The sequence below is a fragment of the Ochrobactrum sp. WV_118_8 genome (assembly GCF_039631535.1).
Lineage (GTDB): Bacteria > Pseudomonadota > Alphaproteobacteria > Rhizobiales > Rhizobiaceae > Brucella > Brucella anthropi.
On the sequence record NZ_JBDIUZ010000002.1, the window covers coordinates 876,583 to 900,661 of the forward strand.

The following is a 24,079-nucleotide window of genomic DNA, read 5'->3' on the forward strand; positions in this document are numbered from 1 at the left end:
GACCGATCCTCGTTCCACTCCGGTCGGATTATGCTCCAGGAGATACAACAATGACATCGATCACAGCCCGCCGGGCCCTATGGGGCGCCGGCCTGAGTATCCTATTGTCTGCAGCCGGCGGCGGCGCCATTCTCTTTGGCGCGCCTCACCTCAAGGCCGATGCTGCAACCGATATTTCCGCTCCACCGCCTGCCGTGCCGGTTTCGGTCGCCAAGGCAGAATCGCGACGCATCGTAAGCTGGGAAGAGTTTTCCGGCCGTCTGGAAGCGATTGACCGGGTAGAAATTCGGCCGCGTGTCGGCGGCGCCATCCTGAAAGCCCATTTCCGCGAAGGCGCTCTGGTGAAACAGGGTGACCTGCTCGTCACCATCGATCCCGAGCCCTATGCGGCAGCCGTCGAAAAGGCAAAAGCGCAGGTTTCCGCTGAAGAAGCCCGCGTCGCACTGGCCAAGACCGAACTGGAACGCGGGCGCCAGCTCGTGACCACCCGTACGATCGCCCAAAGCGGCCTCGACCAGCGCTCCAGCGCCTATGACGAGACGCAGGCAACCTTACGTTCCGCCAAGGCTGCCCTGCGTTCAGCCGAGCTCGATCTTCAATATACCGAAGTGCGCGCACCGATTTCCGGTCGCGTCGGGCGGCTGGAAGTCACGGCAGGCAATCTCGTTGCGGCAAGTTCCGCCTCGCCGGTCCTGACCACGCTTGTTTCGGTCGATCCGATCTATGCAAGCTTCAGCGCCAATGAGGAAGTCGTCACCAAGGCGCTTGCCAAGCTTGCAGCCTCGCCTGGCGGAAACGCCATCGAGCGCATTCCTGTCCAGATCGGCACCGCTTCCGATGAAGGCACCCCGATTTCCGGCCATATCCAGCTCATCAACAATGAAGTCGATGCCACAACCGGCACAATTCGGGTTCGTGCGGCAATCGACAATCCGGACGGTAGGCTCATTCCGGGCCAGTTTGTCCGCATTCGTTTCGGTGAGCCGGAACCGGATGAAAAACTGGTGGTGAGCGACCGGGCGATTTCTTCCGATCAGGACAAGAAGTTCGTTTTCGTGGTCGGCGCGGATAACAAGGTTGAATACCGGCAGGTGGTTCTCGGTCGCAATTATGACGGCTTGCGTATTGTCGAAAGCGGGCTGAAGCCCGGCGAGAATATCGTCGTGAACGGCCTGCAGCGCATTCGTCCGGGCGTGGTCGTAGTACCGCAGCCCGTAACCGAAACGCTTGCAAAAAATTGATCGCAGCAGTGCGCGCCTGAAGCGCGCATAAACGCAAACACTCAGCCTAAGCAACCCGCGAGAACACTTGTTCCCGCGGGCCGGGAGAGTCTTTGCCTTCCCGCTTAAGGGGGATAAACAGATGAATTTTTCACGCTTTTTCGTCGACCGCCCGGTCTTCGCTGGCGTTCTGTCGGTCCTGATCTTCGTTGCCGGTCTGATCGGCATGACAGGTCTGCCGATCTCGGAATATCCGGAAGTCGTGCCGCCACAAATCGTAGTTCGCGCGCAATATCCGGGCGCCAACCCAGCCGTTATTTCCGAAACCGTCGCCACGCCGCTTGAAGAACAGATCAACGGCGTCGAAGGCATGCTTTATATGCAGAGCCAGGCGACCGCCGACGGCGTCATGACGCTGACCGTCACGTTTGCGCTCGGCACCGATCCCGATCAGGCCCAGCAGCTGGTGCAGAACCGTATTTCGCAGGCCGAACCGCGCCTGCCGGAAGAAGTGCGCACCCTTGGCGTCACAACTGCCAAAAGCTCGCCCGACCTGACGCTGGTCGTTCACCTTATCTCGCCCGATGGGCGATATGACGTGAACTATCTGCGCAACTATGCCGTTCTGAACGTCAAGGATCGCATCGCCCGTATTCCGGGCGTCGGTCAGGTGCAGATATTCGGCGGCGGTGATTATTCGATGCGCGTCTGGATTGACCCGCAGAAGGCAGCCGAACGCGGACTTTCTGCAAGCGACATCGCCACTGCCATCCGCCAGCAGAACGTTCAGGCTGCTGCTGGTGTCATCGGCGCATCGCCGTCCGTTTCGGGCCTCGACCTTCAGCTATCCGTCAATGCGCAAGGCCGTCTCCAGTCACCGGAAGAGTTCGCGAACATCGTCGTGAAATCGGGCAGCGAAGGTGAAATCACCCGGCTGGGCGATGTTGCGCGTGTCGAAATGGGCGCCGCTGATTATTCCCTGCGCTCGCTGCTCGACAACAAGTCGGCTGTTGGCATGGGTGTGTTTCAGGCACCCGGCTCCAATGCGCTTGAAATTTCCGAAAACGTCCATGCCGCCATGGCCGACCTGAAGAAAACTATGCCGGAAGGCGTGGATTTCGACATCGTCTATGACACGACGGCGTTTGTGAAAGCCTCGATTGAATCGGTCATTCATACCCTGCTTGAAGCCATCGTGCTGGTGGTGATCGTCGTTATCATGTTCCTGCAGACATGGCGCGCCTCCATCATCCCACTGGTTGCCGTTCCCGTCTCCATCGTCGGCACGTTCGCGGTCATGTATGTGTTCGGCTTCTCCATCAATGCGCTCAGCCTCTTCGGCCTCGTGCTTGCCATTGGCATCGTGGTCGATGACGCCATCGTGGTGGTGGAAAATGTCGAGCGTAACATCGAACAGGGACTGTCGCCGGTCGAGGCAACCTATCGCGCCATGCAGGAAGTGTCCGGGCCGATCATCGCCATCGCGCTGGTGCTGGTTGCGGTCTTCGTGCCGCTTGCCTTCATCACCGGTCTGACCGGTCAGTTCTACCGCCAGTTCGCTCTCACCATCGCGATCTCGACGGTGATCTCCGCCTTCAACTCGCTGACGCTTTCGCCTGCTCTGGCAGCTCTGCTGCTGCGCGGTCACGATGCGCCGAAGGATCGTCTGACCCGGATCATGGACAGGCTGTTCGGCTGGTTCTTCCGTGGCTTCAACCGTTTCTTTGGTGCAAGTTCAAACGCCTATGGGCGCGGCGTTGGCAGCATTCTCTCGCGCAAGTCGCTGGTGATGGGCCTCTATGTCGTGCTGCTCGGCGTCACCTTCGTGCTGTTCCGTGCAGTGCCCGGCGGCTTCGTTCCGGCGCAGGACAAGCAATATCTGATCGGCTTCGCGCAATTGCCGGATGCGGCAACGCTCGACCGTTCGGAAGATGTGATCCGCCGCATGAGCGACATTGCCCTCAAGCATCCGGGCGTGGCCAATGCCATTGCCTTCCCCGGTCTGTCGATCAATGGTTTCACCAACTCGTCGAACTCCGGCATCGTTTTCGTGACGCTGAAGCCGTTCGAGGAGCGTAAATCGCCGGAACTTTCGGCCAATGCCATCACGGGAGAACTGAACCAACAGTTCGGCGCCATTCAGGATGCTTTCATCGCCATGTTCCCGCCACCGCCCGTTCAGGGCCTCGGCACGACAGGCGGTTTCAAGCTCCAGCTTGAGGATCGCAACGGGCTTGGCTTCAAGGCGCTGGACGATGCGACCAAGGCGTTTCTCGCCAAGGCCTATCAGACACCCGAGCTGGCTGGTCTCTATTCGAGCTACCAGATCAATGTGCCGCAGCTTTATGCCGATCTTGATCGCACGAAGGCACGGCAGCTGGGCGTGGCGGTGACCGATGTGTTCGAAACCCTGCAGATTTATCTGGGTTCGCTCTATGTCAACGACTTCAATGCCTTTGGACGTACCTACAGCGTGCGCATTCAGGCCGATGCGAATTACAGAAGCCATGCCGAAGATATCGGCAAGCTGAAAGTGCGTTCGCAGTCGGGCGAGATGATCCCGCTGTCGGCCCTCCTGAAAGTCGAGCAGACCGTGGGTGCGGAACGCGCCATCCGTTATAACGGCTTTCTTTCCGCCGATATCAACGGCAACCCGGCTCCCGGCTTCTCGTCCGGGCAGGCACAAGCTGCCATCGAACGGATCGCGGAAGAAACCTTGCCTCCGGGCATCGCTTACGAGTGGACCGATCTGACCTACCAGCAAATTCTCGCCGGCAACTCAGGCTTCCTCGTCTTCCCGCTGGCGTTGCTGCTCGTCTATCTGGTTCTGGCTGCGCAATATGAAAGCCTTGCCCTGCCGCTGTCGATCATCATGATCGTGCCGATGGGGATCATGGCTGCACTCACCGGTGTCTGGCTGACAGGAGGTGACAACAACGTCTTCACCCAGATCGGCTTGATAGTCCTTGTGGGGCTATCGGCGAAGAACGCGATCCTGATCGTGGAATTCGCCCGCGAGCTGGAGCTGTCCGGACGAAGCGTCGTACAGGCGGCGGTCGAGGCAAGCCGGTTGCGTCTGCGCCCGATCCTGATGACCTCGATGGCCTTCATCATGGGCGTGGTGCCTCTGGTGATGTCGACAGGTGCCGGCGCGGAAATGCGCTCAGCCATGGGCGTCGCAGTCTTTGCAGGCATGATCGGCGTGACGGCCTTCGGCATCTTCATGACGCCGGTGTTCTATGTGCTGATCCGCAAGCTCTCCGGCGAACGTCCGTTGAAACATGCAGGCGCAAAGATCGAAGCCCCGCATCTGGCGCCGGGGGAATAGCCCCGGCATCACCTCACGACCTGACCAGAAGGGCCGGAGCAATCCGGCCCTTTTCATGTAATCAGCGGATTTATTTTCTTCGCGTCGCGATATCGCCCGAATCTGTTTCTTAACAGGGAGCTTGTTCGATGCATGAAGGAGAAGATTGTTGCAAAAGTCCGGTTTGCTTGCCCTCGCCCTTGTTGTCACTGCGCTAACAGCGTGTTCCGAAACAACGCCCGGCCCGTCGGCAAGTGCCGCTCCTGCAAAACGGCCTGTCGATCCGGCACCCATCACCGGCAACTGGTGCAGCTCCGATGGCCAGCGGTTCTCCATTTCCGGCGAGCGTTTTGACAGCCGCGACAGCCAGTGCTCCGTAACACGGATCAACAATTACGAAGGCACGTTTACCGTCGCCATGTCCTGCACCGCCAACGGTCAACAGTCGAACGAAAACATCACTATTTCACCTGTCGGCCAGTCGCTGCATATCTCGTTCCTGTCCATGGGTGGCAAGCGGGCAGTGGTGAGCCGCTGCACCTCCTGACCGCCCCCAAAAACACATTAAGGCATAACCATGATTTGGCGCGATTTTCGCGCCAGATGCGTTTTTACGAGCAGAAGCGTTGCGTTTTCCCGACGGAAATTACGGCGAACGCCCGACTAAATCATGGCCAAAATATGGCAGATGTTATTCCGGGACAATGTGATGCGACAGGGCGATCCCGCTCTGCTAAACTTGCCGTTGCAATGCCACACCCAAACTGAAGGGAGACAGACATGAAAGTCGTATTCGTGACTACAGCTGTCCTCGCTCTGTCGGTTACAGCTGCGATGGCAGACTGCACTTATCATAATGCTCAATCCTCCACGAAGATGGAGAAGCCTCAGACAACTGCAAGCATTCAGACAACGGCACCGGAACAAAAATAGCTGCCGGAATGTTTGAAGCTGAACTGCCATATCTTCATTTGTGACGATCGTTGCCATAAGCAACCATCGTCACAAATTTTTATAGGAGCATTTCCAGCAAAACCGCTTCGCACTTTTGCGCAGGATAATGCGTAAAAATAAATAGATAGAGCGGTTCCATGATTCAGTTTAATTGGAACCGCTTTAGAACTTCACGTTGAACGAAGCGTTGAAGCCGTTCCGCACCGCTCCATCACCGAATTGCCCCTTGTAACCGGCAGCAAGTGAAGCATTTTCACTGAACTGGAAGTTCAACCCTGCCTCGATAAGGGCTGCGTCTTCGGCAATCGGTACACCTGCCACACTGAAGGGTTCCGAACCGGCGAAGGCATGACGGGCAACGGGTGTGATGTCACCCGCCGCATGTTGCCAGCCAAGCGTTGCGTGCAATGTCGAGGCTAAACCGCCAAGCGTCAGATCGGTCGCGGCTCTGAGACCCAGCGTCGTATAGGTGACGTCGCTATTGTCGCTGTCGCTGTGAAGGCCAGCGACGCCATCCCCATCATAACCGTCAGTATGAAGCCGCACATGGGCCAGATTGGCAAAAGGCTCGAAGCTCGCGCGACCGGCCTGCATCTTGTATCCGGCCTCGCCGAACAATTGCAGCGCCTGTGCATCATACGAAGTTTCTTCCACCGCTTTGAAGCCGGCAAAGGAAATCGAGCGCCCGGTGTCGATATTGTACCAGCTATGGGTCGCGCCGAAACGAAGCCCGATATCGCCTGCACCAACCTTTTCGATCACAGTTCCGGCGTAGGCACCCAGCGTATAGGAGTCTACATCGGCGCTTGAAAAGCGGTCATCCGCATCGAAGGAAGAATTGCCATAGCCCGCCATCAGACCGGTACGCCAGCTGCCGACCGGAATGTCGGTACCGATCAAAACACCGCCTGCAGAACCGGAAAGTTTGGCAGCATTGCCGTCGCCATCGTTGGAGCCCCAAGCGCCATAACCTTGCAGCCAGAAGGCCGCATCGGCGGTATTGGCACAAGCCTGACCGTAGGCTCCGGCGCTGCCTTTGCCGGTCCACACCGGATTGCCCGCCTTGCAATTTGCATCGAACGAAGCGCGCAAACGGTCGCCGATGGCGTCACGTGCAAACCGGCTTTCATCAATCAGAGCGCCTTTGACGCTGGCATGGATTTCGCCCGACAAGGCGTCGAAACCTGCCCGCGCTTCGGCAGCACTCAAGCTGACGAGCGCATTGTAAACCTCGCCACGGCCCAGCCTGTCGGCAGCGCCCGCCACCGCTTTCTGGTTGCGCGTCTCGCCGACGCTGGCAAAGCTGGTGTCGTTGCGGTCAAGACGGAGATCGAGTGTTGTCGCGCCATAAGTCAGGCTCGGCGTCAGGAATGCCAGATTGCTGTCGATGGTCGCAAAGGTCCCGCTGATGCCACCCGCTGAAGTCAGGATCGTATAGTTGGTCTGCGGTGACCAACTGCCATTTTCGCCAATGATCGAAAGACCACCCGCAAGCTGCGCAGAACCGCCGACCACGAGCTTGCTGGCCTCTCCCGCAGGTGTGGTGTCGATCTGCAGGACGCTGTTTGCCGTCTGCACCAGATTGCCATTGATGGTCAGCGTTCCGACGGAACCGCCCGGACGCAAGATGCCCTGATTGGTTACCGACCCGAGAATGACGCCGTGACCGCGCAAGGTGCCGCCTGTCCCGATGGTGACATCGCCACCCAGAACCGCAGCGGAAGGGTCGGCATCGCCGACCTTGAGCATACCGTTTTCGACGACTGTGGAACCGGCAAAACCTGCACCGTTGCCGTTGAAAACCAGCATGCCCGAACCCTGCTTCACAAGGCTTCCGCTACCGGAAAGGCTACCTGTGAAAATGCCATTGCTCTGCTGATCGAAGACAAGCTGCGCATTGTTGGTGATATTGCCCTGCAGGCTTGCCGTATCGCCCAGCAAGGTGCCGCCGCTGACAAGCGTGCCGCCGCTGTAGCTGTTGGCACCCGAAAGGACCAATTTGCCACCGCCCGATTTGACAAATGTGCCAGTGCCGGACAGATCGCCTGCAAATGCGCCGTCGCTCTGCTGGTCGAAGACGAGCCGCGCATTGTTGATGATATTGCCCTGCAGGCTTTCCGTGTCACCCTGCAAGGTGCCGCCGTTGACAAGCGTGCCGCCGCTATAGCTGTTTGCGCCTGACAGCACCAAGGTGCCGTCGCCGGATTTGACCAGAGCGCCGCTGCCCGAGAGAGCCTGCGACACCGTAAAGCGTGCCGCAGCGTCGGCAATGTCAAAGCCACCGCCATTGCCAGTCATGGTCACGCTGCGGGCTGTTTGCGAGAACCCTGTTCCCGTAATCCGCAGCGTTCCGCCATCAAGGATGAGGCCATCGCTGACAAAGCTCATATTGCTGTCGTTCGATACAGAAAGTGTGCCGGCGCTGATCCGTGTGCCGCCGCTATAGAGATTGCTGGCATTGAGAACGAGCGTCCCCGCGCCGGTCTTGGTGATACCCTCTATACCAGCGATAACGCTGTCGATGGTTGCAGTCCAGTTTGCGCTTGCAGCCGAACCGTCACCCACGCGAATTTCAGGCATTGTCGCGTTCTGGCTCTGAAGGATCAGAATATCGCCGTCTAGCCGATAGCCGTCGCTGGCAAACTGCATTCCAAGCGCGCCAACCGTCCCGGCGTTGTCATCAACCGTGACGGTGCCCGACGCTCCACCGAATATTGCAAAACCCGGTTGCGGAGTCATAGGCCCCGTAAAACTGCCCTGACTATCCGTCCAATTCGCGTTGGCAACAGACCACGTACCAGAGCCGCCGCCCATCTTGGAGGGACCCGCCAGGCCGTTTGCATTCCAGAAATTGAGTTCGACCCCGGGGGTCATGTTGACCAGATTGATCTGCTTGGTACCGGTGAGAATTTGGATAGCACTTCCCGCAGGCGGAAAGAACCCACCGCCATTGAAACTGAGAGCCCCACCATAGCTGAACAGATTGTATAGACCCGGCCCCATGCCACCGCCGTTGATGACATTGAGGACAGAAGCGTTTACGGTCAGATCGCCTCGGACACTGACACTGTCACTCTGACCGAAAGTCGCGAAATTTATACCCGGCGCGCCAAACTCGAAATCAAGCTGGCTGCCCTGCCCAATCGTGAGATTGCCGTCGACCGTCAGGGTTCCGATGCTGGCGCCAGGGCTTAAATGACTGCCCGAGGCGAGGGTCAAATCACCACCAATGCGACCATGCCCGCCAATTGTTGCGCCTGCACCAACCGTAACATTGCCCGCAATCGATGCACTCGTGCCTCTTGTATCTCCGATGATGAGACTGCCAGCCATGACACTGGTAAATCCGGCATAGGTGCTGACGCCGTTGAAAACCTGCTGTCCGCTGCCTTGCTTGACAATGCTGCCCGTACCGCTGATCGCCCCAGCAAAGGTCTGATTGGTCGCATCGCCGAATGTCAGTGTGTTGCCACCGAGCGCTATGGTCGATCCAGCCACACCGCTCAATGCGCCGATGGTTTGGCTGCCTGCTGCACTAATATCGAAACCGGCGCCTGCTGAGCCGAGATTTACAGAGCCGCCTGCCACAAGCGATCCACCGCCTCCAAGTGCCAGTGTGCCTGCATAGATCGTCGTGCCGCCAGTATAAGAGTTGTGGCCGGTGAGTGTCTGCGTGCCCCACCCCGTTTTCGTGATTCCGCCCATGCCGCCGATCGTTCCGCCGAATGTGGCGTTTGCGGCACCACCTAATGTCAGGGAGTTCGCTCCCAGGCTGATCTGGGTTCCTGCCGTTCCGGCAAGCACTCCAATCGATCCGGACGAACCGGCCTGGCTGATATCCAAACTTGCACCTGCGCCTGCGAGGTTCATCGCGCCGCTGCTTGCAAGCGATCCACCGGCGCCCAGCACCAGTGTACCCGCGTTGATTGTCGTGTCGCCACTATAGGTGTTGGGACCATTCAGCCTCAGTGAGGCGGCGCCGTTCTTCGTCAGTCCACCGCTACCTGAAACCACGCCGCTCAAGGTCATGGCGTTGGAGCCATTAAATGCAAGCGTTGCACCACTAATCAGATTTATACGGTTTGAGATATCAAGAGATACACTGCCGTCAAGTCTGGCATTCCCGCTGACGGTAATGCTGCCGCTTCCAAATGCGAGGTTGTTGCTGGCCACTATTTTGCCTGCAACAAGATCTGTGCCACCGCTGAAAGTATTGGAGCCGTTGAGAGTGAGCGTGCTGTTGCCGTTCTTCTTAAGCGAGCCGCCACCAGAAATGACGCCACTCAAAATGAGGTCATTCACGCCGCCGACGTTCATCCCCCCGGCTCCGGCGACAATATCATTGGGAAGCATCAATGCCGGGACCGCCGACATTATATGCCCGCCAGAAAATGTAATCTGGCCAGTACCCAGAGATACAGCACTATCGATAGTTACAATAGCGCTGGCGCCAATGCTGGCACTGGAGGCACTCGATGCCCCTGATATCAGCCAGGACCCGCTTCGAGCATTGAGCAGGTTGAAATTGATGTAACGGCTGACGTCGATTGTGCCAGCTGATGATCCAGCTTGCTGAAGGGTTAGCGTATTGTTCCCACCGGCTCCGCCATCGACATATCCCGTTCGGGCGTAACCGAAATTGCCTTCGGGCACGCTAACGGCTACAGCCCCCTCAGTGCCGCCCGCTGAATTGACCGATGAACCCGTGTTGGCGATGAAATGATTGGCGCCCCCAACTCCCAGCGACACGCTGCCATCAATTGTTCCGGAGTTTGTAAATGTGTTACCTGATGCCGAAGCGCCAAACCCGATGCGCCCAGTGATGGTTCCGAAATTCTCGAAATTGACCTGCCCGCCGCCATAGACCGCAACTACACCTGCGTCAGCCGGATTTATTGTTGTCCCCGAAACAGGCTTGGCTCCAATCGTATGATTATTGGTAATATTGACGCCGCCGCCGCTGCCGCTCTTCACCATAAGCGCCAGACCTTGGGTGGGATCAGATGACGTGCTCCTAACACCATACAGCGAACCGTTATTGGTGATCTTGTTAACACTGGAATCGAAATTACCGACCACAAGTCCAGAAGACACAATACTCAATTGCCCCAGAAGAGCGGGATCGATTGTACCGTTATTCGTGACAGTGAGGTTGCCGCCTGTAAGCCTCATCGCGTCGCCACCAAGACCCAGAAGCACACCTACGCTGGCACCGGATAATACAGTGACATTCAGATTGTCATCAGCGTTCAAGTAGTTGGGTGCCAATGGATTTGCAGCACCTGAACAGGTCACTACCGTCCCGTTGGCCGAGCATGCCGCGTGCGCGGAAGATGCCGCGCACAAACTGGCCACTGCCGTCGTCATCAACAGTATGGATTTGTGACGCAATACGCCTGTCATGTGAATCCCCCCGGATATCCGCCAGCAGTGCATAGATTTTACTGAACGACGCGAACGCGCTTTTTCGCTTTTACATTGCGAATTGCAGAAACAAAAGATGAAACTACAATTTTCTGCGAGTAATATTGGGTTTATTCGATAGCGCACCCCGATGTACTTGCAACCAATAGATGCAGCGGCGCACAACCGAGAATTCGCGAAGCATGACCAAAAAACATTATGCGCTTCAGCGAAACGCCAAAAAAAAGCGCGCCCTCCAGATGAAGGACGCGAAAGAGGTGCAAGCTCGCTCTGATCGAGGAACCCGAACGGCAGGTTCACAAGGCTCGACCAGATGCCAGTCGGCCATTCTTCCCGGAAAGCAACAATGATTGCAGGATCGGTTTTTATTCGTAGCTCGAAACGCATCGCTCCGAGAGTAACCGTTATCGCCGCTTCCGCGCTATCCGGACTGGTTGGCTGCCTATCGACCCCGACTCCCCGCGGTCGATAAGCAGCCCCCGCCCAATTTTTGCGCCAGCCTCCTAAGCCCCAACAGGCCGGCGATCATTTAGTGAACGCTCTAGTAGCGAAAAACAATTCCCCTATTCAGGGGGATAGCTCACAAAGAAAAACCAACCATTTTATCTAAAACTGACGTGTAACCGCCGGTAGAGATTAAAAAATTTCGTGAATCAGTTTGATATTTATTTGGAATTGGACCAAAATTTTTTAGTGTTATGTGTGAATTATCGCTTTTGAAGGGGAATTTCGCTCGGCAAACTCAAGAGAATCTTGAAATTGCGCGCGTCCTCCCGTTTAAGCTTGGATACATTCGCAATTTTTCGCTTCTGGAGATGCCTCACGTGTCATGTGCAAACTGGATGTTCGCTTTCCAGCGTCTTCTGGCGTTCAGGGCACTGATCGCGCTTTTCGCCATCTGCCAAGTCATCCATTTCACTGGCCCGGCTGATGCCGCACCACCCGCTGCGGCAACCATCACACTGACTATTGTCGCTCCGAATGGAACGACGCGCGTGCTGAGCAGCGATGATTTCACGAAACTGCCGCAGAACAGCTTGCAAACCAACACCGCATGGACCGAAGGGCCGCAGAACTTCGACGGCGTATTGCTGCGCGATGTGCTGGCGACGGTGGGTGTCGACGGAACAGAAGCAGGCAGCCACTCGATTACGGTGCTTGCGCTCAACGATTACAGCATCAGCATTCCGCTGGAAGACGCCTATAAATACGACGTCCTTGTCGCGCACAAGATGAACGGCAAGGAGTTGAACCGGCGAGACAAGGGGCCATACTGGATCGTCTACCCGCGCGACCAGCATGAGGAACTGAACGATTCGCGCTATGATCACCGCTGGGCATGGCAGCTGAAGCAGATCGAGGTGAAATGAGATTAAAGCGGGGCTACATTCTTTCCGGCCTAGTCATGGTGGGGTTTGCTGCCCTGCTCGCTTATGCTTTCATTCAGCTTCTCGTCATCCAGAAATCGCTCGCTACCTATGTCGGCGAAAACATGGTCTGGGCCATCACCCAGACCGAGCGTGACGCCGGGCGTCTCGGCGAAACCGCACTGACCCTGCCAAGCGGCAACACAAACACCGCCGATCTCTCACTCCGTCTCGACGTTCTCTACAGCCGTTTTGCGCTGCTGGCCGATGCCCCGCAGAAGAAATATTTCGCCCGCATTCCGGGCGGCGCCCAAACCATCCAGCGCAATGCGGACCGGCTTCCCGAGATCGAGGCGATGATCGATGCGGAGCCTGACAAATTCGATCCGATTACCATCTATGAAGCGCTGGTTCCCATGCGCGAGGAACTGACCAAAGTTGCCAATGATGCGATGATACTGGAGCGTGACCGCGGCGGCGCGCAGCGCGACCAGCAATTGCAGTCGATCTATCTGATCATGTTCGCGGTACTGGGCATCATGGCCACTGGCGCCATTCTGTCATGGCAGGTATTTTCCAACATGCGCAAGGCCGAACGCGCCCACAAGGCGCTGCAGGAATACAAGCAGCAACTGGAACACACCGTCGCTGACCGCACCGCCGCCCTGCGCGAGGCACTGGAGAGTGAACGCAAGGCCAAAGAACTCTACAAGAGTTTCATCACCACGGTGTCTCACCAGTTCCGCACACCCGTATCGATCATCGACATCATCGCCCAGCGTTTCATCCGTCGCGCCGACGAGTTCACGCCCGAAATCATCGTCGACAAGGCAAAGCGGATGCGGAACGCCAGCCGCCGCCTGATCCTGCTTCTGGAGAGTACCGCCAATGCGGAGCGTCTTGATGAGAACGGATTTCAGATCAACCGGCAACCAGTCGATTTTTCGGAACTGGTTCGCAATACCTGCGCCTATCATCAGGAATTGCATCCGGAGCTGGAGCTGGTCACAAACATTCAGGACAGCGAGACCTTCTGTTATTGCGACGGCATTCTGGTCGAGCAGATTCTGGTCAACCTGCTTGGCAATGCCACCAAATATTCCCCTGCCGACAAGCCCATCGAGGTAACCACCGAAGAAGACGAGAACGGGTTCAGATGCATCGTCCGCGATTACGGTATCGGCATACCGGTAGAGGATACCGACCGTATATTCACGCGCTTTTTCCGCGCCAGCAATGCATCGCACATGGCAGGCACCGGCCTTGGTCTCAGCCTGTCGCGCGCTTTGGCCGAATTACACGGCGGAACGCTTGTCTTCACTTCGGTTGAAGGACAAGGTACGGTGTTCATTCTGACCCTACCAAAGGTGGCCCCGCATGCGACTACCTGAAACCCTCCCCATGCCGACCGTCCTCTGCATCGAGGACGAAACCCATATTCTGGAAGAACTGATCGATGAACTGAGCACTTCGGGTTTCAACGCTATCGGCGCGGCCAATGCAAGCGAAGCGCTGCGTATGCTGGACACGACGACGCCCGACATCATCATCTGCGATATATTAATGCCCGGCACCAATGGCCTGCAGTTTCTGGAACAGATTCGCGGCGCTCGTTCTGACCTTGCGGGAACGCCATTCCTGTTTCTGACTGCGCTCGCTGACCGCAGCCACGAGCTGACCGGCAGGGAGGCCGGCGCTGACGATTATCTGACCAAGCCAATCGATTTCGACGTTCTCATCCTCACAATCCGCGCGAGGCTCAATCTGGTCGCTCGGGTGAAAGCCATATCCGCCCATCCGGCGGCAATGGAACTGGAAGGCGAGTTCATCCATCTTTCGCGCCGGGAAACCGAAGTGCTGAAGGAGATCGGGGACGGGCACAAAAATGGTGAAATCGCCCGCAAACTTGGACTATCGGAACATACAGTCAGCGACTATGTGAAGGCCATCTATCAAAAGCTGAGCGTCTCTTCTCGCGCCGAGGCAACCCGTGAAGCAATAAGGCGCGGTCTCGTCGACATGAGATAAGCGAGCAAGTTCAAACATATTTGTTTGGGGATGACCGGCAATGATCTCGACAATCAGAAACCCCCAAACTACGGTTTGCGCATGAAGCAACCGGTTCGACGACGCGCTGTCTTCTTCATTGGCGGCTATGACCCTAAAACGCCCAAGGCGTTTTTTGGTCGATTGAATAGAGAAATCAAAAGGTTCGAGGCACTCTGGGGCGTTCGTTCCGATGTTTCGGATGTCAGCATCTCGCCTGATTGCGAAATCGGCTCCGTGTCGATCAAAACGGTTCCTGCCGACGACGATTGGGACACCGAAACCGACTTTAATTTTCTCGTTCTGGACAGAATAGTGCTGGCGGATTTCGACCGCCCCCTGCCTGTCAGGCTGGCCAAATATCTTGTCGCTTTCGGCGATTTCGTCGTAACCGGCACAGCCTTTCGTTTCTTTGCGAAAGCCTGGCGCTTCGGGCTCTATTTCCTCTACCCGTTTCTCGTGCTCGCTTTGTTTGCAGCAGCAGGCTATGCCGTGGCGCGATGGACTGTGCAATGGCTGGGCGCCGTCAGCTGGCTCCTCGGCCTGGTGGTTTTTTCCGCAGCGCTCGCCGTTCTCGGCAAGCGGTGGTCAACTAACCATCTGATGGACCTATGGTCGTTTTCGCTCAATTTCATTCGGGGGCGGCGGCAGGACGCCGAATCCCTGATGCAGCGCTTTGCAGCCGGTATCGTGGAGCGCATCACCGCAAAACATTACGACGAAGTCATTCTGATCGGTCACAGCACCGGCGGCATGCTGATGCTGGACGTTGCCGCGCGCTGCCTTGCCATCGATCCGGAGTTCAGCAGCCGCGCGCCCAAAGTGACGGTCCTCACGCTTGGTTCAACCGCGCTCAAGGCAGGCTATCACCCTGCAGGCGGACATTTTCGCGAAGGCGTGCAACGGCTCGTGGACGACGGCAAGATCGACTGGGTGGAAATCCAGTGCCTGACCGACGCGATCAACTTCTACAAGACCGATCCTGTGGCCGAGATGGGCCTGAAGCGGGAGCCGCAACGGCCCTTCCCTGTCACAAAGACCGTGCGGATGAAGGAAATGCTGCAGCCGGAAATCTACAAGCGTGTGAAGCGAAACCTTTTTCGCGTGCACTATCAATATGTATTCGGAAATACAAAACCCTATTGGTATGATTTCTTTCAGATTTGCTGTGGTCCGATCTCGCTTAGAGACCGGACGGATGACCGAATAATCGGCGCCCTGCCAAAGAAGGAAACTATTGCCGAATGACACCGACACTGGCCGCAATCGTCTGGGCTATCGGGCTTGTCGCCTGGGTCGTTATCCGCATTCCGCATCAGCGGCGCGCGCGCAAGATCAAGGTTGCTAACAATGCAAAAACGCTGGCCGATCGGCTGGCGCTGGGTGCGGCGAGCGTCGGCCTGTCGCTGGTCCCGATTGTCTATGTCGCAACCGGCTTTCCCGCCTTTGCTGACTATGCTTTCCAGCCATGGCTGGCCTGGATCGGTCTGATTGTCGAGATCGCATTCCTCTGGCTTTTCTATGTAAGCCATCGCCAGTTGGGCAAGAACTGGTCCGTCTCGCTTGAAATCCGCCGCGAGCACAAGCTGGTGACGGACGGGCTTTACAAATATGTCCGTCATCCGATGTATCTGTCATTCTGGCTGTGGGCGATTGCCCAATTCTGCCTGCTGCCGAACTGGTTTGCCGGTCTGGCTGGCCTTGTCGGCGTCGCTATCCTCTATTTCTATCGGGTCGATCACGAGGAGGCGATGATGCGCGCGGCATTCGGCACATCCTATGACGAATATGCAAGCCGGACAGGCCGTGTCATTCCAAAAATCAAGTTCTAGTGATTTGGCTGAAACGGATCGGCGCTCTAGATACCTGTTCCAGTATATCGCGTTCAAAGTCGTTTCATCGTTCTCGAACGTGCTCCAACGAGTAATCGAATATGACTTCAAAGCCGAACAGTTTGCGTCCGAAATCCCTGACCCGTCGCGGCCTGCTGTTTGCCGGGGCTGTACTTGCGCTCTATGGTAGCGCGGCACAGGCGGCACCCAAGACGCCTTCCAGAAGCTCGCCGCAAGCCGATGTCTATCTTCTGCGCGGTTTCGGGGACGTCTTCTCCACCGGCATCGATGAGATCGGCAAGCAGTTGCAGGCCAACGGAGTGGATGCGCATGTCGAGGGGCATCAGGCCTGGCGTTTCGTGTTGAACCAGATCCTCGCCGACCAGCGAAAGAACCCACGCGCACCCGTGGTGCTGATCGGCCATTCACTCGGCGCCAATGCCGTCATCGATATTGCAACCGCGCTCGAAAAGAAGGGCATTCAGGTCACTTATATGGCCACCTTTGCCGCCACGGCGCCAGCCCCTTTGCCCGGCAATATAAGGCGTGTCGTGAACTTCTATTTCAAGCAGCACGGCTGGGGCCTGCCGCTGGCTGCCGGTCCGCGTTTCAAGGGCAACCTCGACAATCGCGACTTCTCAGGCATGAAGGATATCGGCCATTTCAACATCGAGAAGCAGCGCCCGCTTCAGGACGAAGTGGTTCGCAATGTGCTGAGCATCGTACGCTCAAGATGACCTGAAAAGCCGATGGCGGAAGAGAATGGGAGTCGAACCCACCAAAGACCGTCTATCGGCCCCTCCCGGATTTGAAGTCCGGACATGCCACCGGGCATGTATCCCTTCCAGATATTGAATTCATTCCATAAATTCGTATCGGCACGCTGTAGCAACGGGCAGATTTCCAACCTGCTGCTACTCTTTCATTCGCTCCTCATTCCTACAGCACCAGCAATCATAGCGTCAATCTAGAGCATGTCTCCCGAAAGTGGGAACCGGTTTCGGGATAAAGACATGCTTAAAAACAAACAGATAGAGCATTTCCAACGATTCAGTCAAAACAGGAAATGCTCTAGACGGCTGGATCCAGTCGCCGGTCACTGAATGATGCAGGTTCCCGGCCATTCATTGCACGGTCGGTTGGCGCAGCCGCCAATGGCGGCCAGAACGAGTAACAGGCAGATAGTCGTCGACAGAGATTTCACTTCATTCCTCCGGTTGTCCCTGCTTCCCCTTGCGTGAAATCGCCGAACAAGTCCAGCTTGCGGCGGTTCAGGCGGCGCATGTCTCCACGCCTTATCGTGACGCTGTTGCGATCGAAGAATTCCAGTATCTGGATCGCCACCTTGCGACCGCTATCCACCCGGTCGCGAAACCGCGCCGCAATGAACCAGCCACTATCAAATGCCGCATCCATATCCGACAGGATGCCGATCATTTCAGCAATCGTTCCCCGCAGGAAAAAATGGTCGTGCGCCACTTCATGCACCCGGCCCATACGCCCGGAAAGCTTGAGCAGGCGGCGAAAATCTTCCTCCCGCTCATCAAGCAGACCCGCAATATCGCGCACGCGCGGCGGACGAAAACGAGCCTCACCGCCAAGCAGAGGTGCGATACGCTGCCAGAGCGCCTCGTCGGCATCGCTCATCGTCACTTCATGATCACGCAGGCGAAGCCAGGCGCCGTCCAGTCTCAGCAGGTCCGCCTCAACCAGCGCAGCGATGGCAGCGCGAAAGGCGGGCGCTGGCAGGCGCGGTTTCAACAACAGCCGCAGCCGTTCGACACCCATGCCGATCAGGTCTGGATTTTCGTCATGGAAGGTGGCCAGTCGCGCCAGAATATCGTCACGCAGAGCGTCCCATCGTTCCGGCAATAACAACAGCACGGAATTTGCCTGCGGGAGCATTACGGCATCGAGCGCGTGCGCCAAACCTTGCGGGTCGTCCGCCAGCGCGCGGTCGCGCAGGAATGCCGTCGCATCAAGATAGTAAGGTTCAGCAGCCAGCAGTGCGCGTGCCGATTCTACCGGGTCGTCAATGGAATGGGCGTCAAGCTGTGCCATGCGCTCCGGACTGCGGCGCTTGCGTTGCGGCGGGCGCAGATCGAGAAAACGTCCGCCGCCAATGGTGCGTTGTGCGGACACATCGCGGATGACGAAGCGGTCTCCGGCTGCAGCCGAGACAGGACGATCCAGCACCAGTTGCACCCGATCTTCGGTGCCCGGCTGGAGCTCTTCATCCCGCAAAAGCACGATGCGGGCACCGACTTCCGTCGAGGCATGATGCAAGCGAACCGGGAACCACTGACCAAGCGGCTTTTTCTCCGGGGACAGGATTTGCAACGATGCGTCGATGCGATCCGTCGGGCGATGAAGGCCGGGCGAAACCAGCGTGTCGCCGCGATGTATCGCCTCTTTCGATATGCCGTCACCTGCCAGATTGAGCGCGCAGCGATCACCCGCCTGCGCTATTTCGCTTGGCTGGTTCTGCGCATGAATGGTGCGGATACGCGCCTCCTTGCCAGACGGGCTGATGACCAGATGATCGCCAATGGCGGCCTTGCCGGACAGCACCGTGCCCGTGACCACTGTGCCAGCGCCCTTGAGCGTGAAGGAGCGGTCCACCGCAAGACGAAAGCGTCCGTTTGTCCGCCGCTCACCGAATGCATGCGCTTGCACTTCCAGCAGCGCCTTCAGATCGTCGATCCCGGCACCCGACACGGTGGAGACCGACAGCACTGGAATGTCGGCAAGTCCCGTCAGCGCCAGTTCATTGCGGATAGCGGTTTCAACCTCGGCAAGACGGTCAGGTTCGACAAGATCGGATTTGGTGATGACGGCGACACCACGCCGGATACCGAGCAGGTTGACGATTGCCAGATGTTCGCGCGTTTGCGGCATGATCCCGTCATCGGCAGCGACAACCAGCATGACGAAATCGATGCTCGCCGCACCGGCAAGCATCGTATGCACGAATTTTTCATGCCCCGGCACGTCAACAAAGCCGAGTATGTCCTTTTCGTCGCCGGACAAGGGCAGATAGGCAAAGCCGAGATCGATGGAAATGCCCCGCGCCTTTTCCTCCTTCAGCCGGTCCGTGTCGACCTGTGTAAGGGCGCGCACCAGCGAGGTCTTTCCATGATCGATATGCCCCGCCGTTCCGACGATCATGGCTTTTCGTTCAGCGCATTGCGCGCTGCCTCGATGAAAGGAGCGGCAAGCGTGCTGCCGCCCGCCTCAGCGCGCAGCAGATGTTCGTAAGCCGACGAAGGATCGCGCTCCACACCCATGCCAAGATGCAGCGCCGCGCCGAGCATGGCTTCGCCATCCGGATCGCCCGCAGCGGACGCATTCCGCCACCAGTAAACGGCCTGAGAGGGATCGCGCGGCACCCCGAGAGCATTATGATAAATCATGCCTAGCCGCGTCATGGCTGCGGCTATGCCGCCTTCCGCCGCCTTCAACGCCCATTCGCGCGCCTCAACCGGGTCGGCGGTCATTACCTCCCCTTCCATGAGCATCCAGCTCAGCATGTCCTGTGCCTGCGGGTCCCCTTGTTCTGCGGCAAGCCGGTAAAGCCTTGCGGCTTCCGGATAGTCGGCTTCAATGTCTTCTCCCTTGAACAAAAGCGACGCGAGATTGCGTTGGCCGGAAGCATCGCCGGCCGCGGCTGAAAGGACCAGCCAGCGTTGCGCAAGGACGACATCTTTCTCAACGCCCATGCCGCCCGCAAAGCAGGCGCCGATATTGTTCTGCGCGCGGGCATTGCCTGCACGCGCCAGCGGCTCCCAGATGGAAAGCGCCGCTGCGTAATCACCCGCCTTTGCAGCGACAAGCGCCTTTTCCAGCGCTTGAGCTGTCGTATCCGGCTTGGGCTTGCGGGTGAAAAGATCAGCGAGCCGCATAGGATGACAGGTTCCGAACGAAACTGGTCTCGTCATCAAGGCAGCGCAGATCGAGCACGAGTGCGCCCTTTTCGATCCGCCCGATGACCGGCAGAGGCAGTGCGCGCAATGAACCGCCGAGCGCTGTCAGCGCGGAGCCGCTACCGTCTTTCGGCACAATCGACAATCCGGCGCTTGGAACGGTCGAGAGCGGCAATGCGCCGGAGCCGATCTGGCTGGCGCAATCTGTCATCGCCACAACGAAAGCCGGGCCGAGTATTCTCTCCAGCTCCGGCTTGAGCCGTGCCGCCTGCGCGGCAATTTCGGTCTGCGGACGCGCCAGATAGCGAATAGTCGGCAGCCTTTCAGAAAGTCGTTCCGGATTACGATAAAGTTTCAACGTCGCTTCAAGTGCTGCGAGCCTGATTTTGTCCACCCGCAAAGCACGCTTCATCGGGTTCTTGTTAATACGGGCGATCAGATCGCGTCGCCCGACAATGAAGCCCGCCTGTGGTCCACCGAGAAGCTTATCGCCGGAAAAGGTGACGATATCTGCACCTTCGGCGACCGCTTCGCGCACTGTCGGCTCGTGTGCGAGACCGAAGGAAGTCAGATCGGCAAGTGTGCCGGAGCCAAGGTCATTGACCAGCGGGACGCCCTTGACCTGCGCAATGGCGGCCAGTTCCGCCGCTGAGACTTCCCGCGTAAAACCTTCAATCCGATAGTTTGACGTGTGGACCTTCAGTACCAGCCCTGTATCGGGGTTGATTGCATTGTCGTAGTCACGCGGATGGGTGCGGTTGGTGGCGCCCACTTCGACAAGCCGCGTACCGGCGCGGGTCATGATGTCCGGCATGCGGAATGCGCCGCCGATCTCGATCAGTTCGCCGCGCGATACAATGGCCTCCCTACCTGCAGCAAGGCTGTTCAGCACCAGAAGTACAGCAGCAGCATTGTTGTTGACGACGGTGGCATCTTCCGCCCCCGTCAGCTCACAGACAAGCGCCCGCAGATGATCATCGCGCTCGCCACGCCCGCCCGATGACAGGTCAAATTCGAGCGAAACCGCCTGCCGCATGGCTTGTGTGGCAGCCTCGACGGCGGCTTCGGCAAGAATGGCTCGCCCCAGATTGGTGTGCAGGACAGTTCCGGTCAGATTGAACAGCGGACGCAGGCTCGATCGCCCTGACGCTTTAAGCAAGTGGAGAACCCGCTCAGCCAAATGCGTGTTAATGGAGAGCGAGGCGCCGGATTTCACCGCCTCGCGCTCATCGCTCAAAACCTTGCGAATAGCCTCAGTCACCGACGCACGGCCAAAACTCTCCAATGCCCCGGAAAGCTCCGCCATTTGCAGGATGGCATCCACGGACGGCAGGTGGCGCAGCGAAGACTTGATCTGGTCCATGCTTCCTCACAGTCCGGCAAGAAGCGGCGAGAAGCCGCCTCGCCTGTAAGGCGTCTCGCGCATCAATATATCAAGGCCGAGGCTCGCAACATCGTCGGTCATAGGATCGGCATCCGCCGATAGCTGCTGATAGATGATCTTGACCCAGCGCTGGCATTCATCGCAGGTTTCAGCCTTGATAATGCCGCCACCTTCCTCGACTTCCTTGTAGCCGATACCCTTTGTCGAGCCGCAGCACACACATTTGACCCGGACATAGTGCCAGAGCGTGTTGCAGACGGAACAGGAGCAGAAACGCGCGCCATGCGCACCGTGCCAGCCCACGACCATCGAGCTTGACGGAATGCTGCCGCAAGTCGGGCAGACGCCATCGGCAACGGGTTTCAGCGACTTCGGGTCAAGCGCCGCTGCAAGCCGCGTGAAATGGAGCTGCAAGCCTGCCCAGATATAGATATGTTCAGCAATTGCTTCCGGCGGCAGAATACCGGCGAAAACTGCCTCGATCATCCGGCGACGCGCACCCGCATCGCTGTTCGCCACACGTTCCAGCGCATCGGCGGCATCTTGCGGTTTGGCGATCGTGCGGGCATGCTCGAACAGCCGGTCGAAGACAGTCCCGAGTGCTGGTTCCGATATGGCATCCGCACGATCGATCGCTGGCATGCCGAATTCCCGTCCCCGGTCGTTGCCGTGTCGCGCGGCGACAGGACCGAGACCAGCCGCTATTTCAGACTGTGCCTCGCTCAAGTCGGCAATGAACTCCAGATAAGGTTTCAGCGGGCTGACCGAACCCAGAAAACGCAGACGCTCTGCTCTTCTGGCAAAAAGCGCGCCGGGGTCCGGCAATTGCACGAAGGGTGGGGCCGATATTTCGCCGATGACCGTCGGGTCCGGCACCAGATCTTTCTTGCCTGCCATGTCACTCCTCACGAACCCAACGGGTCACGTAAACCACGGAATATTATTACCCTCTAGGACGCCGAGTAAGTTCAGGCGGCAGGCTTGCTGCCGTCCTGCTTCACTTTCTGCTTCGATGTCAGTTCGCGCAACCACTTGCGGTGATGTCGCCAAGCCCAGCCACCGGTAACCGTGCCGCGTGTCATCGCATTGATCGTGCCCTTGACCCAGATCGCGGCATAGACGTGCACGATCCAGACACAGATCGCCGCCACCGCCGCCATGGAATGGACAAGCAGGGCCCAACGCTGCTGATTGATGCTGGTATAGGAGCCAAAATATTCGTTCCAGATCATCACGCCGGAAACAATCAGGATGATGATCAGCAAGGACATGGACCAGAAAACGAGCTTCTGACCGGCATTATATTTGCCGACTTCAGGCAGCTTTTCCTCATTGCCGGAAATCACGTCATTGGCATGTGCGAGCCATTGGCTGTCTTCGCGCTTCCAAAGATTGGCGCTCCAGAAACGCACGAAAAGCCCCAGAAAGCTGAAGAACAGCACCACGCCAATCCATGGATGGATGGCGCGTGTCCATTGTCCGCCGCCGAACAGGCCCGACAGGAAAAACAGCGATGGGTGGAACATCGCAAGGCCGGACAGGGCCAGCAGCACGAGACTGATGGCGGTGATCCAGTGATTGATGCGTGCGCCACCGGAATAGCGATGCACCTTGACGGGCTTACCGAGTTCTATCCCGTCACCGCGTTCAACATCGTCAAAGTCGGTCTTGCTCATGAGCTTTTCTCTCCCGTGAGCTTTTCGGCCTGTTCCTCGTCATGCTCTGTCACGACGTTCGGACCCTTGAAGATATAATGCAGCAGACCTGCTGCCGCAGCCAGCCCCATTGCGGCCATGCCTGCATATTTGGACACACCCTTCCACGCTTCGACAACCGGGCTGATGCGCGGATTGTTCGGCAGGTTGGCGTAGATTTCCGGCTTATCGGCGTGTTGCAGCACATACATGACATGCGTGCCGCCAACGCCCGGCGGATCGTAGAGCCCGGCATTTTCGAAGCCGCGCGATTTCAGATCCTTGATGCGGCCATCGGCCCATTCCTTCATCTCGTCCTTGGTACCATAGACGATGGCCTGTGTCGGGCAGGCCTTGGCACAGGCCGGTCCCTGTCCCACCGCGATGCGGTCGGAGCAGAGCGTGCACTTATAGGCCTTGTGGGTTACTTCCGAAACACGCGGAATGTTGAACGGGCACCCCTTGATGCAATAGCCGCAGCCGATGCAGTTATCGTGGATAAAATCGACGATACCGTTGGAATATTGCACGATTGCGCCTGGCGCGGGACATGCCTTGAGGCAGCCGGGGTCTTCGCAATGCATACAGCCGTCCTTGCGGATCAGCCACTCCAGATTGCCGGTGTCGGGATTGTCCCACTCGGTAAAGCGCATCAAGGTGAAGGTGTTCGGCGTCAGATCGTGCGGATTGTCATAGACACCCACATTGATGCCAACCTCCTCATGCGTGTCGTTCCATTCGGCGCAGGCCGACTGGCAGGCCTTGCAGCCGATGCATTTCGACACGTCGATGAGCTTTGCCACCTCAGTCTGGCGCTCGGCAGGCGGCGTCACATTCGACGCCGACCGCCTGATCAGGTCCTTGTCACCGAAACGCGGCTGTTGCGGCTGGACGCTAGGATTGGGAACGGGTGGAAACATCTCTAGTC

At 57.8% G+C, this 24,079-nt stretch carries 16 protein-coding genes and 1 tRNA gene; 9 read left to right on the forward strand and 8 right to left on the reverse strand.

Going from position 1 to position 24,079, the window contains the following annotated elements; all coding sequences use genetic code 11:
* The first annotated feature begins 50 nt into the window (after nucleotides 1-50).
* The 3 genes from ABDF71_RS18135 to ABDF71_RS18145 all read left to right on the forward strand — a co-directional run bounded on the left by ABDF71_RS18135 (nucleotide 51) and on the right by ABDF71_RS18145 (nucleotide 5,074).
* A complete protein-coding gene (locus ABDF71_RS18135) occupies nucleotides 51-1,241 on the forward strand; it encodes an efflux RND transporter periplasmic adaptor subunit (RefSeq protein WP_258124515.1) in 1,191 nt (396 codons plus the stop codon).
* Between the two features lie 121 nt (nucleotides 1,242-1,362).
* Nucleotides 1,363-4,548, forward strand: a complete 3,186-nt coding sequence (locus tag ABDF71_RS18140; RefSeq protein ID WP_258124516.1) for an efflux RND transporter permease subunit — start codon at nucleotides 1,363-1,365, stop codon at nucleotides 4,546-4,548.
* A 148-nt stretch (nucleotides 4,549-4,696) separates the two neighbouring features.
* Nucleotides 4,697-5,074, forward strand: a complete 378-nt coding sequence (locus ABDF71_RS18145) for a hypothetical protein (RefSeq protein WP_029928164.1) — start codon at nucleotides 4,697-4,699, stop codon at nucleotides 5,072-5,074.
* A gap of 569 nt (nucleotides 5,075-5,643) precedes the next feature.
* Here ABDF71_RS18145 and ABDF71_RS18150 read toward each other — a convergent pair.
* Nucleotides 5,644-10,884: an autotransporter domain-containing protein gene (locus tag ABDF71_RS18150; protein ID WP_258124518.1), complete on the reverse strand. Its 5,241-nt coding sequence runs from the start codon at nucleotides 10,882-10,884 to the stop codon at nucleotides 5,644-5,646.
* A gap of 836 nt (nucleotides 10,885-11,720) precedes the next feature.
* On the opposite strand from ABDF71_RS18150, the gene ABDF71_RS18155 reads away from it, so the two are divergent.
* The 6 genes from ABDF71_RS18155 (at nucleotide 11,721) to ABDF71_RS18180 (ending at nucleotide 16,887) form a co-directional block, all read left to right on the forward strand.
* Entirely contained in the window at nucleotides 11,721-12,275 is a 555-nt protein-coding gene (locus ABDF71_RS18155; protein WP_235691851.1) for a putative pterin-binding protein, read from the forward strand.
* The gene (locus ABDF71_RS18160; RefSeq protein ID WP_258124519.1) at nucleotides 12,272-13,663 is read left to right on the forward strand and encodes a sensor histidine kinase; all 1,392 of its coding nucleotides are present in this window, start codon (nucleotides 12,272-12,274) and stop codon (nucleotides 13,661-13,663) included. Before ABDF71_RS18155 ends, ABDF71_RS18160 begins: the two co-directional genes overlap by 4 nt.
* A complete protein-coding gene (locus ABDF71_RS18165; protein ID WP_258124520.1) occupies nucleotides 13,650-14,300 on the forward strand; it encodes a response regulator transcription factor in 651 nt (216 codons plus the stop codon). Before ABDF71_RS18160 ends, ABDF71_RS18165 begins: the two co-directional genes overlap by 14 nt.
* Before the next feature lie 81 nt (nucleotides 14,301-14,381).
* A complete protein-coding gene (locus ABDF71_RS18170) occupies nucleotides 14,382-15,566 on the forward strand; it encodes an alpha/beta fold hydrolase (RefSeq protein WP_258124521.1) in 1,185 nt (394 codons plus the stop codon).
* Entirely contained in the window at nucleotides 15,563-16,150 is a 588-nt protein-coding gene (locus ABDF71_RS18175) for a protein-S-isoprenylcysteine O-methyltransferase (protein ID WP_258124522.1), read from the forward strand. The genes ABDF71_RS18170 and ABDF71_RS18175 overlap by 4 nt, the downstream gene beginning before the upstream one ends.
* 101 nt (nucleotides 16,151-16,251) lie before the next feature.
* The gene (locus ABDF71_RS18180) at nucleotides 16,252-16,887 is read left to right on the forward strand and encodes an alpha/beta hydrolase family protein (protein ID WP_258124523.1); all 636 of its coding nucleotides are present in this window, start codon (nucleotides 16,252-16,254) and stop codon (nucleotides 16,885-16,887) included.
* A 13-nt stretch (nucleotides 16,888-16,900) separates the two neighbouring features.
* On the opposite strand, the gene ABDF71_RS18185 is transcribed toward ABDF71_RS18180, so the two are convergent.
* The 7 genes from ABDF71_RS18185 to fdxH form a co-directional block, all read right to left on the reverse strand.
* Nucleotides 16,901-16,996, reverse strand: a tRNA-Sec gene (locus ABDF71_RS18185).
* A gap of 354 nt (nucleotides 16,997-17,350) precedes the next feature.
* Nucleotides 17,351-19,318, reverse strand: coding sequence for a selenocysteine-specific translation elongation factor (selB, locus tag ABDF71_RS18190; protein WP_258124524.1), 1,968 nt, complete (start codon nucleotides 19,316-19,318; stop codon nucleotides 17,351-17,353).
* The gene (locus ABDF71_RS18195) at nucleotides 19,315-20,052 is read right to left on the reverse strand and encodes a tetratricopeptide repeat protein (protein ID WP_094515022.1); all 738 of its coding nucleotides are present in this window, start codon (nucleotides 20,050-20,052) and stop codon (nucleotides 19,315-19,317) included. The genes selB and ABDF71_RS18195 overlap by 4 nt, the downstream gene beginning before the upstream one ends.
* Nucleotides 20,039-21,436: an L-seryl-tRNA(Sec) selenium transferase gene (gene selA, locus ABDF71_RS18200; protein WP_258124526.1), complete on the reverse strand. Its 1,398-nt coding sequence runs from the start codon at nucleotides 21,434-21,436 to the stop codon at nucleotides 20,039-20,041. The genes ABDF71_RS18195 and selA overlap by 14 nt, the downstream gene beginning before the upstream one ends.
* A 6-nt stretch (nucleotides 21,437-21,442) precedes the next feature.
* On the reverse strand, nucleotides 21,443-22,354 hold the full coding sequence (gene fdhE / locus ABDF71_RS18205) for a formate dehydrogenase accessory protein FdhE (RefSeq protein ID WP_258124527.1): 912 nt from the start codon (nucleotides 22,352-22,354) through the stop codon (nucleotides 21,443-21,445).
* Between the two features lie 71 nt (nucleotides 22,355-22,425).
* Nucleotides 22,426-23,133 carry a formate dehydrogenase subunit gamma gene (locus ABDF71_RS18210; protein WP_151665203.1) on the reverse strand — a complete coding sequence of 236 codons (708 nt, stop codon included), beginning with the start codon at nucleotides 23,131-23,133 and terminating at the stop codon, nucleotides 22,426-22,428.
* Nucleotides 23,130-24,071 (reverse strand): formate dehydrogenase subunit beta, encoded by a 942-nt coding sequence (fdxH, locus tag ABDF71_RS18215; RefSeq protein WP_010660824.1) that lies wholly within the window; start codon nucleotides 24,069-24,071, stop codon nucleotides 23,130-23,132. The genes ABDF71_RS18210 and fdxH overlap by 4 nt, the downstream gene beginning before the upstream one ends.
* Nucleotides 24,072-24,079 lie beyond the last annotated feature (8 nt).

Bases quoted from the DNA above. Each gene is read 5' to 3' on its own strand.
- ABDF71_RS18135 (WP_258124515.1), top strand. From the start codon at position 51: ATGACATCGATCACAGCCCGCCGGGCCCTATGGGGCGCCGGCCTGAGT.
- ABDF71_RS18140 (WP_258124516.1), top strand. From the start codon at position 1,363: ATGAATTTTTCACGCTTTTTCGTCGACCGCCCGGTCTTCGCTGGCGTT.
- ABDF71_RS18150 (WP_258124518.1), bottom strand. From the start codon at position 10,884: ATGACAGGCGTATTGCGTCACAAATCCATACTGTTGATGACGACGGCA.
- ABDF71_RS18155 (WP_235691851.1), top strand. From the start codon at position 11,721: ATGCCTCACGTGTCATGTGCAAACTGGATGTTCGCTTTCCAGCGTCTT.
- ABDF71_RS18160 (WP_258124519.1), top strand. From the start codon at position 12,272: ATGAGATTAAAGCGGGGCTACATTCTTTCCGGCCTAGTCATGGTGGGG.
- ABDF71_RS18165 (WP_258124520.1), top strand. From the start codon at position 13,650: ATGCGACTACCTGAAACCCTCCCCATGCCGACCGTCCTCTGCATCGAG.
- ABDF71_RS18170 (WP_258124521.1), top strand. From the start codon at position 14,382: ATGAAGCAACCGGTTCGACGACGCGCTGTCTTCTTCATTGGCGGCTAT.
- ABDF71_RS18175 (WP_258124522.1), top strand. From the start codon at position 15,563: ATGACACCGACACTGGCCGCAATCGTCTGGGCTATCGGGCTTGTCGCC.
- ABDF71_RS18180 (WP_258124523.1), top strand. From the start codon at position 16,252: ATGACTTCAAAGCCGAACAGTTTGCGTCCGAAATCCCTGACCCGTCGC.
- selB (WP_258124524.1), bottom strand. From the start codon at position 19,318: ATGATCGTCGGAACGGCGGGGCATATCGATCATGGAAAGACCTCGCTG.
- ABDF71_RS18195 (WP_094515022.1), bottom strand. From the start codon at position 20,052: ATGCGGCTCGCTGATCTTTTCACCCGCAAGCCCAAGCCGGATACGACA.
- selA (WP_258124526.1), bottom strand. From the start codon at position 21,436: ATGGACCAGATCAAGTCTTCGCTGCGCCACCTGCCGTCCGTGGATGCC.
- fdhE (WP_258124527.1), bottom strand. From the start codon at position 22,354: ATGGCAGGCAAGAAAGATCTGGTGCCGGACCCGACGGTCATCGGCGAA.
- ABDF71_RS18210 (WP_151665203.1), bottom strand. From the start codon at position 23,133: ATGAGCAAGACCGACTTTGACGATGTTGAACGCGGTGACGGGATAGAA.
- fdxH (WP_010660824.1), bottom strand. From the start codon at position 24,071: ATGTTTCCACCCGTTCCCAATCCTAGCGTCCAGCCGCAACAGCCGCGT.